Origin of the sequence: Methylocaldum sp. RMAD-M, from assembly GCF_017832375.1 — a bacterium.
Taxonomy (GTDB): Bacteria; Pseudomonadota; Gammaproteobacteria; order Methylococcales; family Methylococcaceae; genus Methylocaldum.
In genome coordinates, this window is the sequence record NZ_JAFIBZ010000021.1 from 11,900 (window position 1) to 24,242 (window position 12,343).

General features: G+C 55.5%; 18 protein-coding genes. 7 read left to right on the forward strand and 11 right to left on the reverse strand.

Features of this window, described 5'->3' with window-relative positions; translation table 11 throughout:
* The first annotated feature begins 12 nt into the window (after positions 1–12).
* Positions 13–732, forward strand: a complete 720-nt coding sequence (locus JOD69_RS17380; RefSeq protein ID WP_086134608.1) for an HAD family hydrolase — start codon at positions 13–15, stop codon at positions 730–732.
* Here JOD69_RS17380 and JOD69_RS17385 read toward each other — a convergent pair.
* Entirely contained in the window at positions 711–941 is a 231-nt protein-coding gene (locus JOD69_RS17385) for a sulfurtransferase TusA family protein (protein ID WP_077731333.1), read from the reverse strand. The two genes, JOD69_RS17380 and JOD69_RS17385, sit on opposite strands and share 22 nt — an antisense overlap.
* Before the next feature lie 59 nt (positions 942–1,000).
* Between JOD69_RS17385 and cysG the strand changes: the two genes are divergently transcribed.
* The gene (gene cysG / locus JOD69_RS17390; RefSeq protein ID WP_086134607.1) at positions 1,001–2,395 is read left to right on the forward strand and encodes a siroheme synthase CysG; all 1,395 of its coding nucleotides are present in this window, start codon (positions 1,001–1,003) and stop codon (positions 2,393–2,395) included.
* An 18-nt stretch (positions 2,396–2,413) separates the two neighbouring features.
* Here cysG and JOD69_RS17395 read toward each other — a convergent pair whose 3' ends face one another.
* The 9 genes from JOD69_RS17395 to JOD69_RS17435 form a co-directional block, all read right to left on the reverse strand.
* On the reverse strand, positions 2,414–2,848 hold the full coding sequence (locus JOD69_RS17395; RefSeq protein WP_086134606.1) for a bis(5'-nucleosyl)-tetraphosphatase: 435 nt from the start codon (positions 2,846–2,848) through the stop codon (positions 2,414–2,416).
* A gap of 70 nt (positions 2,849–2,918) precedes the next feature.
* The gene (locus tag JOD69_RS17400; RefSeq protein ID WP_077731335.1) at positions 2,919–3,752 is read right to left on the reverse strand and encodes an SDR family oxidoreductase; all 834 of its coding nucleotides are present in this window, start codon (positions 3,750–3,752) and stop codon (positions 2,919–2,921) included.
* Between the two features lie 36 nt (positions 3,753–3,788).
* Entirely contained in the window at positions 3,789–4,628 is an 840-nt protein-coding gene (locus tag JOD69_RS17405; RefSeq protein WP_086134605.1) for a FoF1 ATP synthase subunit gamma, read from the reverse strand.
* Positions 4,629–4,632: 4 nt separating this feature from the next.
* Complete coding sequence (locus JOD69_RS17410) at positions 4,633–6,120, reverse strand: F0F1 ATP synthase subunit alpha (protein WP_086134604.1); 1,488 nt, start codon at positions 6,118–6,120, stop codon at positions 4,633–4,635.
* On the reverse strand, positions 6,095–6,841 hold the full coding sequence (locus JOD69_RS17415; RefSeq protein WP_086134603.1) for a F0F1 ATP synthase subunit delta: 747 nt from the start codon (positions 6,839–6,841) through the stop codon (positions 6,095–6,097). Before JOD69_RS17415 ends, JOD69_RS17410 begins: the two co-directional genes overlap by 26 nt.
* A gap of 9 nt (positions 6,842–6,850) precedes the next feature.
* Entirely contained in the window at positions 6,851–7,117 is a 267-nt protein-coding gene (locus tag JOD69_RS17420) for a F0F1 ATP synthase subunit C (protein WP_086134602.1), read from the reverse strand.
* Positions 7,118–7,120: 3 nt separating this feature from the next.
* Entirely contained in the window at positions 7,121–7,801 is a 681-nt protein-coding gene (locus JOD69_RS17425) for a F0F1 ATP synthase subunit A (RefSeq protein WP_077731340.1), read from the reverse strand.
* Between the two features lie 2 nt (positions 7,802–7,803).
* A complete protein-coding gene (locus JOD69_RS17430) occupies positions 7,804–8,076 on the reverse strand; it encodes an AtpZ/AtpI family protein (RefSeq protein WP_077731341.1) in 273 nt (90 codons plus the stop codon).
* Position 8,077: 1 nt separating this feature from the next.
* Entirely contained in the window at positions 8,078–8,476 is a 399-nt protein-coding gene (locus JOD69_RS17435) for a F0F1 ATP synthase subunit epsilon (RefSeq protein ID WP_077731342.1), read from the reverse strand.
* A gap of 255 nt (positions 8,477–8,731) precedes the next feature.
* Between JOD69_RS17435 and JOD69_RS17440 the strand changes: the two genes are divergently transcribed.
* The 5 genes from JOD69_RS17440 (at position 8,732) to JOD69_RS17460 (ending at position 11,643) form a co-directional block, all read left to right on the forward strand.
* Positions 8,732–10,081 (forward strand): GH1 family beta-glucosidase, encoded by a 1,350-nt coding sequence (locus tag JOD69_RS17440; protein ID WP_240507027.1) that lies wholly within the window; start codon positions 8,732–8,734, stop codon positions 10,079–10,081.
* 268 nt (positions 10,082–10,349) lie between these two features.
* Positions 10,350–10,646, forward strand: coding sequence for a hypothetical protein (locus JOD69_RS17445; protein ID WP_210024087.1), 297 nt, complete (start codon positions 10,350–10,352; stop codon positions 10,644–10,646).
* 84 nt (positions 10,647–10,730) lie between these two features.
* Complete coding sequence (locus JOD69_RS17450) at positions 10,731–10,982, forward strand: hypothetical protein (protein WP_077731344.1); 252 nt, start codon at positions 10,731–10,733, stop codon at positions 10,980–10,982.
* Positions 10,983–11,065: 83 nt separating this feature from the next.
* A complete protein-coding gene (locus tag JOD69_RS17455; RefSeq protein WP_156881766.1) occupies positions 11,066–11,221 on the forward strand; it encodes a hypothetical protein in 156 nt (51 codons plus the stop codon).
* Positions 11,218–11,643, forward strand: coding sequence for a hypothetical protein (locus JOD69_RS17460; protein WP_086134601.1), 426 nt, complete (start codon positions 11,218–11,220; stop codon positions 11,641–11,643). The genes JOD69_RS17455 and JOD69_RS17460 overlap by 4 nt, the downstream gene beginning before the upstream one ends.
* 226 nt (positions 11,644–11,869) lie before the next feature.
* Here JOD69_RS17460 and JOD69_RS17465 read toward each other — a convergent pair whose 3' ends face one another.
* Positions 11,870–12,310, reverse strand: a complete 441-nt coding sequence (locus JOD69_RS17465) for an Hsp20/alpha crystallin family protein (protein WP_086134600.1) — start codon at positions 12,308–12,310, stop codon at positions 11,870–11,872.
* Between the last annotated feature and the right edge of the window lie 33 nt (positions 12,311–12,343).

The window sequence follows — 12,343 nt, forward strand, 5'->3', positions numbered from 1 at the left end:
TAAAGGAAACGCGTGAGTCTGGCAATATTTGACCTTGATAACACCCTTTTAGGTGGCGATAGCGACTATCTGTGGGGGCAATTTCTGGTCGAGAAGGGAATCGTGGACCGAAAGCATTACGACGAGGCCAATGCCCGGTTTTACGAGGATTACAAGAACGGTACGCTCGATATCGTCGAGTTTCTGGAGTTCGCCTTAAGCCCTTTGGCCGACAATCAGCTTGATGCTCTGCACGGATGGCGTGCCGCCTTTATTGAAGAGAAAATCAGACCGATATTATTGCCGGCTGCCACGGCACTCATTGAAAAACACCGCCGCGCGGGCGATGTCCCGATCATTATCACCGCTACCAATCGCTTCGTGACCGAGCCGATCGCCCGGCTTTACGGCGTCGAACATCTCATCGCTACGACACCGGAACTCGAGAACGGCCATTACACCGGCCGATTCGTGGGCACTCCGTGTTTTCGTGAAGGCAAGGTGCAACGTTTGAAAGAATGGTTAGGGGAGAACGATCACGACCTGGCGAATAGCTGGTTTTACAGCGACTCACACAACGATCTGCCGCTGCTTTCGCTCGTAGGCTTCCCCGTTGCCGTGGATCCTGATGAGAAGCTTGAGACATTTGCCGCCCGGAACAGCTGGCCGGTTATAAGTCTCCGCAACGGTTCCTGTCCGGAAGACCATGCCAGGCGACTGAAAAGAACGCATCAAGCCTTGCGGATCAAGTAAAAGAAAACGCCGGTTTCCTCCCTCTGGTCCAACATTTGATGTCCAGCCTGCTCCAGAAAAACTCCAAAGTCCAGAACAGAGGCCGGATCGGTGGCCAGGACTCGGATTACCTGACCGGTTTCCATCGACTGCAAAGCTTTTTTTAATCGTAAGAGCGGCAGAGGACACATCAATCCTGAGGTGTCTATTTCAAAATCGACTTGCACCATTCACCGATACCCGTTCGAAAGCCCGTGAGAACCGGGCCATTTTAGCAAAACCACACGACATGGATTATTTGCCCATATTTCTCAATCTTAAGAATGAACCTTGTCTGATTGTGGGAGGCGGGCCGGTCGCCGCCCGCAAGGCCGAAACTCTGTTTCAAGCCGGCGGGCAAGTCAGCGTGTTGGCTCCAACATTTCACGATTTGGTGCTAAAACTGCGGGACTCCGGATGCGTAACTCTAATTCCCAAGGTATTCCAACCTCAGGACGTACGCGGCTTTAGGCTAATCGTGGCGGCGACCGACGATGCCATCCTTAACGCACAGGTCGCCGAGGCGGCAAGGACACACAACATTCTCGTAAACGTCGTCGACCAACCTTCTCTCTGCACGTTTATCTTCCCGGCTATTATCGACCGCTCCCCGATCATTGCCGCGGTGTCCTCGGGTGGCACCTCGCCCGTCCTGGCTCGGATTCTCCGAATGCGAATCGAATCGCTGATACCGCCGGCCTACGGCCGCTTGGCCAGGATCGCAGCTGATTTCCGGACCCGTGTCAAGCAAGCGATCAAGGATCCGCAAATACGCCGCAGGTTTTGGGAGAACGTTCTCTCCGGCCCGATCGCCGAACTGGTTTTCGCCGGAAGGGACGAACAAGCGACCGAACACCTGGAACAAGCCATTACAGCCGAGACTTCAGGCAACGAAAGCGCGCATTCCGGTATGGTCTACTTGGTCGGTGCCGGACCGGGCGACCCGGATTTATTAACCATCCGGGCGCTGCGCCTGATGCAGGAAGCCGACGTAGTGGTTTACGATCGCCTCGTTTCCCCCGAAATTCTTCAGCTTGTCCGGCGCGACGCCGAAAAGATTTACGCGGGCAAACAGCGCAACCGGCACACGCTCCCTCAGGCCGAAATCAATAGGCTTCTAACCGATCTCGCAAAAGCGGGCAAACGGGTCGTCCGTCTCAAAGGCGGAGATCCGTTCATTTTCGGACGCGGTGGAGAGGAAATCGAAACCCTGATGAACGAAGGGGTACCATTCCAAGTAACCCCGGGAATTACGGCCGCTTCCGGCTGCGCCGCCTATGCGGGTATACCGCTGACCCATCGCGATCACGCCCAATCCTGTACTTTCCTGACCGGCCATATGAAAGACGGCCGACTCATCGACATCGAGTGGAACCAGTTGTCCCGACCAGGACAGACGCTGGTCTTTTACATGGGTCTTCAAGGATTGCCGGAGATTTGCTCGCGTTTGATTCAACATGGGTGTCCGGCCGACCTTCCTGCCGCTCTCATCCAACAAGGGACCACTCAGCATCAGTCGGTTTTTACCGGAACCTTGAAAACCTTGCCGGAAATCGTGAGTCGCTCCGGCGTCAAGGCCCCGACGCTGCTCATCATCGGAAGCGTCGTCAGGTTACGGGAGAAACTCGCCTGGTTCCGACCGTAATGTTTAGCCCAAAAATGATTAGCCGTCCTGCCTTTCGCGCGTGACGAGCCAATCGGCCCAGTTCAAAATCGGCCTGAGACGAGGTCCGAGCAGCTTATCCGCTTCTTCGAATGTCACCCATCGAAACTCGTCATGCTCCGGTTTGCCCAGTAGCGGATTGACGGGTAAATGCACCTCTCCGCCGGGAGATTCGGCCAGATAGTATCGAGCGATCTTGCCGGCACCGTAAGGCGGTGTTTCCAGATAACCCTTGCCCCAGCGGAAGTTCAGTTCTGTCAAGGCCGTTTCCTCGAATACTTCGCGCTGCGCCGCGGCCAAAGGGTCTTCGCCCTCTTCCACCACGCCTTTCGGGAAATCCCAATATTGGAACGCGCGGAGCAACAGATAACGCGGCTCTGCGGGATAGATGCGCACGATTACGACACCCGCCGACAAAATATAGGTTTTCATCATGAGCAAGCTACTCCGGCAAGGAAACGAAAACGGTAGTTGGACTCACGCCCGGCATGCGCCGACGGCGGATTCAACCTGCTCGCCGCAACACCCAGTCGAGCGATCGATCCGGCAAAATTCTTTTCAGAAATCCGAACAAATAAGTGGGAAACGTGACGTAATAACGGGCTTTCGGTCTTTTTGCTTCAAGCGCGTGGATGACGGCTTTGAGTACGGCTTCCGGTCCGAGGGTAAACGGCACGGCAGGCCCTTCCTTGGCCAACCGCGACTCCATGGCCAAGTATTTCTCACGATGAACGCTCCGCGCGCTGTCGATGTTTTTCTTGTACATGGCCAGAGCGTTGTCCCGAAATCGGCTCACAATCGGTCCGGGTTCGACCAGGGAAACGAAAATCCCGGTACCCGCCAGCTCCAAGCGCAGCGTATCCGATAGTCCCTCCAAAGCATACTTGCTCGAGTTGTAGGCGCCTCGGTACGCCATGGCGGCGAACCCGAGCACGGAGCTGTTCTGGATGATGCGCCCATATCCCTGCTTCCGCATCACCGGCAACACCAGCGCGGTCAGTTCGTGCGTCCCGAACAGATTGGTTTCGAATTGCTCTCGCAGCGCCTCGCGGCTCAAGTCCTCCACCGCCCCCGGCTGGCCGTAGGCGCCGTTGTTGAACACCGCATACAGATAGCCGCCCGTACTCCGTAGCACCTGCTCCAAGGCTAACCCGATGGAACGGGAATCCGCAAGATCGAGCCGGAACGCTTCGAAGCCCTCGGCGCACAATTGTTTCACGTCGCTTTCCTTCCGGGCGGTGGCAAATACTCGATAACCGCGTTGCCGCAGTCCTCGGGCGGCGCACAGCCCAATACCGGAGGAACAGCCAGTAATCAAAATCGTCTTGTTATTGTGCATCGTGACAAAAACGGTTATGGAAAACCGAAGCTTTTTTCAGATCTGATTGCTTAGCAGCGATTCGGCGCTCAGTAAAATAATTTCGATTTCCTCGACGATCTCTTCCTGGCGCAGCGCGTTGCTCTTGCGGCGAAGATCCTGGATTTTGGTGTCCATCCGGCGCAAGGCGTTTTCCATATGCTCCAAGCGCTGACGGTTCTCCGCCATCAGCGAGGCGTAGAACAAGCCCGGGAGCTTGGCGAACAGGTAATGCTCGGTCAATTCGGCAAAAAACAGGGCCGGATCGAGATTTAGCCGTGGCGGATAAGCGAATACCGGTTCTTCGGCCGGCATTATCGGCAAAAGAACATGGGAAGCGACGCCGCCTTCGGAGTCGTGGGAAAGAACGCTCAATCGCTTCCACTGCGCCGACTCCGCCCACAGCCGATGTAACGTCGTCATCAACTCGTTCAGGACCGCGCGCACTTCCTCGGCAACATTGGGTCCATCCAGCCACGCTTCAAGGTCGCGGCGAGCTTGCAGCTTGCTCGCAAGCCGCCGCCCAACCACCACCAACCTCGGCCGAATCGGCGGCAATGCGGCCAAGGCAGCCATAATCGCCTCATTGAAATCGCCACAAAACCCGCGTTCCGATCCGATCAGAATAAGCACATGCGACTCAGCTTCCCTTTGCCTGACGCCGCTCCGAAAGGCCGGGTGAAAAGCCAGGAAATCCGAGGTAGCGGCTTCGATACTCTGGATCAAACGCCGCTGATGCCCCATGAACCGGTTGAACTTGCGAGTCTCGATCAACGCCAGCGTTTTCATGGCGGTCATAATGTCCGAGATCTCGTCCAGCCGCCGTAAACGGTGTTCGATTTCCGCTCGCCGACTCATCCGTTCAATTACCCGATCCGCTCAGGCGACGATCCAGCCATTGATGCCACTCTTCCCGGCTGGCCGACAAATCGATGGGAAAGCGCTGCAACCCATTTGCCAAGTCCTCCAGTTTTTGTCGAACCGAAACTGAATCCGGATTGTCGAGTCGCCCCGTGTTATACGCCATCATCCAAGCCAGCTGGAACTCCGGCGATAACGGTACCAACCGCTCTTGCTTCAAAACCTCGCGCAGCACCTGCCCGCGCCGAATTTTCTCTTCCATGGATGCCTCGAGCTTGGACCCGAACCGCGTGAACGTCTCGAGTTCCAGAAACTGTAGATAGTCGAGTTTCATGCGCGCAGCCTCTTCCTTGATGCGCGGATGCTGCGCACGTCCTCCGATGCGGGAAACCGACCGGGTGATATCGATGGCCGGAAGAAATCCGCTGCCGAATAAGCGACGATCCAGATAAATCTGGCCATCCGTGATCGAGATCAGATTAGTCGGGATGTAAGCGGCAATTTCCCCCTGCTCGGTTTCGACGATAGGCAAGGCGGTCATGCTGCCCCCGCCATGGGCCGGTGCAAGACAGGTCGAGCGCTCCAACAGGCGCGAGTGCAGAAAGAAAATATCGCCCGGATACGCTTCCCGGCCGGGCGGTCGGCGCAGCAGCAAGGACAGCTCGCGGTAGGCACGCGCATGGGTGGAAAGATCGTCATAAACAACCAAGGTGTCCCTGCCGTGCCACATCCAATGCTCGGCCACGGCGCAGCCGGCAAACGGTGCCAGGTATTTCAACCCCGGGGAATCGCTGGCCTCCGCCACAACCACTGTGGTGTAGGCCAGCGCACCGTAGCGCCGCAACAAATCGATGGCGCTGATCGTATCGGACCGCTTCTGGCCAATAAGCACGTAAACGCACAATACGTCCTGATCGCGCTGATTGAGCACGACGTCCAGCGCGAGTGACGTTTTTCCGACTCCGTTATCGCCGATGATCAACTGCCGCTGTCCGCGTCCCAGGGGAATCATGGCATCGATAATCTTGGTGCCGGTATAAAGCGGCCGATCGACGAAATCTCTCGCGATGATCGGCGGAGAAGAGACATCGAGCTCCCGGCATAGATTAAGCTCCGGGGCCGGCTGACCATCCAGAGGTTTGCCCAAAGGATCGATTACCCTGCCGACCAGGCCGTCGCCGACTCTCAGAGATAGGCGCTGACCCGTGAGATAAACCGGCGACCCTGAGGCCAGGCGGACCGTTTGTTCCAGCAGAATCGCGCCCAGCCGCTGATTGCCGAGATGAAAAACCAAACCGCGGCTGCCGTCCTCGAACAACAAAAGCTCATCCATCGCAGCGGACGGCAAACCGCTGATCCAGGCGATGCCGTCGCCGACCGAGAGCACCCGCCCGTATTCTTCGAGGCGCAGACCGAATCGGTAGCGGTCGACTTCCTCGGTCAAACGTGCGAGTAACAAGCCGTTACGCAGCGTGGCGGGTAGAGACATCTTGGAAGAATTTCAGCTCGTCACGGAGATTGGCGGATAAGATCCAGGAACCGGCATGTATACGAACCCCCGCCAACAATGAGGGATCCTCTTTGAAGATCGGTTTGACCCCGGTTCCGGCGGTTTGTCCGATCGCTTCCGCTAAAGCCATTTGTCGATCCGGGTCCAGCGGATATGCGCTCGATACCTCGAGAGCATCGTCCGCCATCGCCGCCCTTAATTTTTCGAGCTCTGCTTTCGGCAGTTTCCTAAGATCGCTCAAAGCCATGGATATGAGCCTTGCTTCCAATTCCGCCGAAGCCAAGCGCTCCAGAAGCTTCACTGCAAATCGACTACCCAACTCGACCGCCTGCTGCTCCGTCGTCCGCATCCACTCTTGTCGTTCCCGTTCTTCTTGAGCTCGCTCCTTCGCGCGCCGATCCGATTGCTCCTCTGCGAGCTTCTCTAAAAGACGCTGGCGTTCCGCAGCGATCTCTTTCTCCAATTCGCTTCTCGCCAAGTCCTTTTCCTTTTCCCAATTCGCGATGTTGCGTTCGCAGGCCTCCTTGGCCGCCAGCGCCTCCAGACGCGCCTGATCCGCAAGCCTCAGCTGCTCCTCTATCTTCCGTTGACGGGCTTGGATGACATCTCTGACGGGGCGATAGAGAAAACGTCGAAGTATCCATACCAGAACGATGAAATTGACGAATTCCAGTACGAAGGTCGTCCAATCGAAGCTCATTAGACGGCCTTATCTCAGTAAATATTCCAGCAGCGGGTTGCGGAACAAAATGATCAATACTACGACCAGCACGTAGATAGCCAAAGATTCGATCATGGCAAGCCCGATAAATAGCGTGCGGGTAATCGCTTTCTCCGCCTCCGGCTGTCGTGCCAGTGCCTCGAGCGCTTGGGAAATCGCCTTGCCCATTGCGATACCCGGAGCCACTACGCCCAAACCAATGGCCAGCGCCGCGCCGACTGTGGACAAGACGACAAACCAAGTCATATCGCGCATGCATTACTCCTTCTCTTGTAGCTGCTGTGTTTGAAGCGCGCCGGCAATGTAAATCAGTGCCAGCATTCCGAAAATATACGCCTGCACGAGTGCTTCCACGATGTGCAACAAGAGCAAGGGTACGGGCGCCAAGAAACCGGCCACCAACAGTACCAAAAGCACCGCAAGTTCAATACTCATGATATTGCCGAATAAACGCACGGCTAGCGCGATTGTTCGGGAAATCTCGCTCAAAAGGTGAAACGGCAACATTAGCGGCGTGGGCGCGAGATAATGACGCAAATATCTCCAGCCGCTGGTTTTCACCCCGTACCAATGCACGGAAAAAAACACCAAAAACGCCAGAGCTGCCGTCTGGGACAAGTTGGCCGTGGGAGAACCGAGCCCCGGAATTAAACCGGCAAGGTTGGCTACTACAAGATAGATCCAGAGCGTGCCGATGAACGGCAGCAGTTCCACTCCGTGGGCGGGCGTCACCGCCTGAATAGCCTGCTCCATCAAGCCGATCACGCCTTCCAGCATCGCTTGCAGCCCGGACGGCTTATCGACGCTCAGTCTGCGGGTGGCAAGCCAGGAAAAAACGCCCAAAAAAAGCATCAACAACCATGTGGTGATTACAGTCGGCCCGATATGGACTGGACCGACATCGAACGACAATAAGGCAATGAGCTCAGCTTGCTCCACAGTCAATGCTCGCGTACGAACAGATACACGTTAAAAATGCCGACAATCACCCCGATAATGATGAGACTGACCGTCCAATGAATGGAATAACCCTTGGATAGGCTATCCAGCCACCGCCCCAGATAAGCGCCCAAAATTACGGGTATGACCAGCAGCAGTGCCAACACGCCGAGAAAGGCCGTCTGGGATAATAGCGTCGAACGGTCCCGCTCGGCCTGCTCCATACGCTTCGCCTGCCGTTCGATCGAACGGCGCAATTTTTCCTGCTCATCCATATCATCGCCCCCGCTCGATTTCCAGCAAACGCTTCAGCATTTCCTCTTCCAACCGGCGCAGGCTTTGTTTAAGGCCCGCAAGTGTTTCTTCTTCTTTCAACAGTTGTTCCGTTAGCGCTTCGGTGATGCGATTGTAATCGGAATCGCGGATGTAGCGCCTGGTATTGATGAAAAGCTGATTATCGACGAAGTAGGCCAAGGCGCCCGGCAGCGCCAAATACTGCCAGGGCCCGCCCTCGCACCGGTAGCGGGCGAGACCGAACACAAGGGCGGTCATGAAGCGCTCGTGATGGGCACGCAACCCGAAGCTGCCGGTAGCGTCCTCTGCGACGAAGCTTTCCACGTCTTCGATACGCTCGAACTGATCGGAACTCTGTAAGTTCAGAATAAAGGTGCTCATGTTACCGGGGTATCTTCGATATTCCCGAAAACTTTGTAAACACGCGCTCCTGAACAATGGTCGAAATATGCGAAAAGCGCGGAGCGCGATTGTTTCATAGCTTTCTTAAAGCTCATCTTCTGTAAAATCCTTAGACTATGACCCTTTGATAAGGCGGCCTAGCAGCGAATCGGGTGGAAATAACAGCTATTTTCAAGGATGGAGCGCAACCAAAACGAGAAAGCCGCCGCCGAAACGCTAATTCATTGAGAAGACATGATGGATAACCTTCAGTTTCCAGCCGATTTTATCTGGGGTGCAGCCACCTCCGCCTATCAGATCGAAGGCTCGCCTTTGGCTGACGGCGCAGGCCCCAGCAACTGGCATCGTTTTTGCCGTGTACCGGGGGCAATTCTCAACGGGGACACCGGCGACCTCGCTTGCGACCACTATCGGCGCTGGGCGGACGACGTGAAGCTCATGAAGGAACTGGGCCTCAAGGCTTACCGCTTCAGTATCGCCTGGAGCCGCGTACTGCCGAACGGACGCGGAAAACCGAATGAGAAAGGTTTGGACTTCTACCGTAATCTCGCGGACGCGCTGATCGCAAACGGCATCGAGCCGTTCGTGACGCTGCATCACTGGGACCTCCCGACGGCGCTGGATGATCTCGGCGGATGGGCCAACCGGGACGCGGCTCATTGGTTCGCCGACTACGCTCATCTGATGTTCCAAGCCTTGGAAGACAGGGTTCGGCATTGGACCACGCTCAACGAACCCTGGGTGATCGTAGATGCCGGTTACATGCACGGCGTCCATCCGCCGGGTCTCAAGTCGCTCGAAAAAACGCCGCTGGCGGCTCACAATCTGCTGCGCGGTCATGCTCAAGCGGTACAAGCCTTTCGCGCAGACGGCAAAGGCCAAATCGGTTTGGTGGTAAACCTTGAGCCCAAGTATGCCGCCTCGAACGATCCCGAGGATGCGGCCGCCATGGCGAGAACCCATGCCTATATGAACCGGCAATTTCTCGACCCCGTTTTCCTCGGCGCGTATCCCGACGAACTTTCCGATATATTCGGACGCGATTGGCCCCGTTTTCCTGAAAGCGATCTAAAGCTGATACGGGAACCCATCGATTTTCTCGGCATCAATTACTACACCCGGTCGGTAGTCCGCAGCGCCCCGTCCTCGCCGCCTTTCTATGCCGCGCCAGTACCGCAAACGAACGCCGAACATACGGAAATGAATTGGGAGGTATTTCCGGCCGGGTTGAAATCCTGCCTGCTCTGGGTAACAAGGCGCTACGGCGATATCCCGCTGTATATCACCGAAAACGGGGCCGCTTTTGCCGATCCGGCACCGGCGAAAGGATATCTAGAAGACCTGCGCCGAATCGACTATTTTCGGACCCATCTCCGCGCGGCGCATGAAGCCATTCGGGAGGGCGCTAATTTGAAAGGCTATTTCGCCTGGTCTCTGCTCGACAATTTCGAATGGGCCTGCGGTTTTTCCAAGCGGTTCGGCTTAGTACATGTCGATTACCGCACTCAGAAGAGGACTCCCAAAGCCAGCGCATCGTTTTTCCGGCAGGTTATAGAGAGCAACGGGGCAGCGATCTGGGATTGAGCGCGACCGCTTGAAGACATGTCCACCATGAGTCCGGTTCAGTCGTGGCCGCCGACGCGAAGGTTGAACGCGCTCTACGACGCGAATAGGCATCGAAACGGCTCACCAACACTTTCGCATCGTAATTCGATCTAAAAACAACGTTGTTATCATTCGGTGCTTACAAGATAATCTTCAATTGCGCGCAACACACTATTCACCTGGTTGCTATAATGCGCGGCCATGCAAAACCCGAAGTACTACCCTCGGCTGAGGGTAACATTCAGTTTTGACACATAAGAAAAATTTCGAGGAGGAACTGCACATGCGAAAAATCAGCACCTTAGTTTTGAGTACGAGTCTACTCATAACCGTGGCGCCCTGCGCCCTCTCCGACGAGGACTCTCGTTATCCTGCGCACCACTTCAAACCCTCGGTGATTTATCAGGATCACCAATTGATCGCCCAAACAGACTCAAACTCTTCCGCCGATAGCCACTCCGATACCCACGCAGATCCCAAGTATCCGGGTTCCAGCTTCACTCCAACGGTCATTTATCAGAACCCTGAATTCGTCAAGAAGTAGGCTCGATAACATTTGAGTACTTTGGAATACACCGTTGGTCCCGATGCAAACCGTATTTGGATCGCTAATTTTCGGGAGAAACATATGTCCGATTTGTCGTCCCCTAGGTCGAAGTCAGGCGTCAGCCTGAAGACGATTTTCGAGCGTCTGAACGGAGAGGTTTTTTTGAATTATCCGCTGCTGACCAGCCTGTTCGTGACGGATTTTGCTTTGTTGAGCTTCGGACGAGAGCCCCTGCTGCTCCGATTCTTGCTGCTCGCAGGCTTGGTTTATCTGGCAATGTTCTTCAGCGCAAAATCGTTCGTATCCGGCTCCAGCGCTGAAAAACAGCCTTGACCGAAAGTTGGGGCTCCACCAGTTAGAGCAACACCCCTAACCTTACTTCAATAAGTTCTTCTTTCACTGAAGAGGAGAAGACGATGGGAAAAATCACCGATTGCTTGGTCGTCGCACTATCGTGCGGCGACAACAAAACCGCTTGTAACGGCTCGATGATGGAGCCGTACCACCGCTACGCCGAAATCATGTTCGCTGGCGCCAGTGCCGCTAACTCAGTCAACGGAGTGCGGACATGAATACCGTAAAGGAACCGGAGTCTGGAACCCGCATCATTGACTGGCAGAAATCGCTCGCCATCATATTGGATCATCCTATCCAAACCAGTCTCTTTATCGTTACGTTTGCCTTTCTTCTCCTAGTCGAGCCTCCCGTTCTGATGTCGCTCTTGCTACTCTCGATACTGGTTTATTTTATTTTTGCACTTGGCGAACGCTTGGCTCGCGTCGCGGATCGGCCTGAGAGCAGTTTAGATTTAACCGAAAAGCACGTCCCAACTACCGGAGCGGCCGTTGCCGAAAACATTGCAGCAGCATCGGCAACCACAAAAGAAAAACCGAGAAGTCCGGCAAGACGGACTACACAAAGAGGGAGCGATTCGCAGAAGGCACAAGCGAAACCGCAGAGGAGCCGGCAAAGAGCCTCGAAAAATCCCCAATAGGATCGGGAGTCATTTGATGATTAGCGACACAGGCTGCGTGACGCTCGACGAAGGACTCGGGAACACCTGACGGGAACTCGTCCCCGTCAGGTTCATCATTTCGAGAACCGAACGGATGCGGTGAGGCTCGGCTCTCATCTCCAGCGCGAATTGCGGAAAGCGAGGATGGCTTGGCGACGATTTTTCTCTAAAACGGAAACCGCGCTGCCCTCCTCTTCTTAACTCTTTAACTCTCGCCGACCACGTTGATCTTCTTCGGCTGTATGGCGGCTTTCTTCGGTATGGAAATTTCCAGTACACCGTTTTTGCAGCGCGCCGTGATGCCTTCTGCATCGGCCGTATCCGGCAGCGAGAAGCGGCGATGAAAAGACCCATAAACCCGCTCGACGCGTTTCAGCCCTTCGCGGCGGACTGTAGCCTCGGTTTGCCGCTCGCCTTTCAGCGTCAGTATGCCGTTCTCCATCATGATATCGATGCTGTCCGAGCTTACGCCGGGAAGATCGGCCCAGAGGATATAGCGGTCCGGCTCCTCTTTGATGTCCACGGCGGGAGTCCATTCCGCGGTGGCCGCGGTGTCGGTACCGGGGCGGGCGCCTTCGAATGAACGCTCCAACTCTCTTTGGAGCTGATTCAAAAGACTCCAGGGCTCATATCGAGTCATCGTGATGATCTCCTTTGTTGGAAGAGTTTCTGCTCTAAA

What these genes read in the sequence shown, in the direction of transcription:
- JOD69_RS17460 (WP_086134601.1), top strand. Translation starts at nt 11,218, where the DNA reads ATGAATACCGTAAAGGAACCGGAGTCTGGAACCCGCATCATTGACTGG.
- JOD69_RS17450 (WP_077731344.1), top strand. Translation starts at nt 10,731, where the DNA reads ATGTCCGATTTGTCGTCCCCTAGGTCGAAGTCAGGCGTCAGCCTGAAG.
- JOD69_RS17395 (WP_086134606.1), bottom strand. Translation starts at nt 2,848, where the DNA reads ATGATGAAAACCTATATTTTGTCGGCGGGTGTCGTAATCGTGCGCATC.
- JOD69_RS17455 (WP_156881766.1), top strand. Translation starts at nt 11,066, where the DNA reads ATGGGAAAAATCACCGATTGCTTGGTCGTCGCACTATCGTGCGGCGAC.
- JOD69_RS17435 (WP_077731342.1), bottom strand. Translation starts at nt 8,476, where the DNA reads ATGAGCACCTTTATTCTGAACTTACAGAGTTCCGATCAGTTCGAGCGT.
- cysG (WP_086134607.1), top strand. Translation starts at nt 1,001, where the DNA reads ATGGATTATTTGCCCATATTTCTCAATCTTAAGAATGAACCTTGTCTG.
- JOD69_RS17410 (WP_086134604.1), bottom strand. Translation starts at nt 6,120, where the DNA reads ATGTCTCTACCCGCCACGCTGCGTAACGGCTTGTTACTCGCACGTTTG.
- JOD69_RS17405 (WP_086134605.1), bottom strand. Translation starts at nt 4,628, where the DNA reads ATGAGTCGGCGAGCGGAAATCGAACACCGTTTACGGCGGCTGGACGAG.
- JOD69_RS17420 (WP_086134602.1), bottom strand. Translation starts at nt 7,117, where the DNA reads ATGCGCGATATGACTTGGTTTGTCGTCTTGTCCACAGTCGGCGCGGCG.
- JOD69_RS17430 (WP_077731341.1), bottom strand. Translation starts at nt 8,076, where the DNA reads ATGGATGAGCAGGAAAAATTGCGCCGTTCGATCGAACGGCAGGCGAAG.
- JOD69_RS17385 (WP_077731333.1), bottom strand. Translation starts at nt 941, where the DNA reads ATGGTGCAAGTCGATTTTGAAATAGACACCTCAGGATTGATGTGTCCT.
- JOD69_RS17400 (WP_077731335.1), bottom strand. Translation starts at nt 3,752, where the DNA reads ATGCACAATAACAAGACGATTTTGATTACTGGCTGTTCCTCCGGTATT.
- JOD69_RS17440 (WP_240507027.1), top strand. Translation starts at nt 8,732, where the DNA reads ATGATGGATAACCTTCAGTTTCCAGCCGATTTTATCTGGGGTGCAGCC.
- JOD69_RS17415 (WP_086134603.1), bottom strand. Translation starts at nt 6,841, where the DNA reads ATGAGCTTCGATTGGACGACCTTCGTACTGGAATTCGTCAATTTCATC.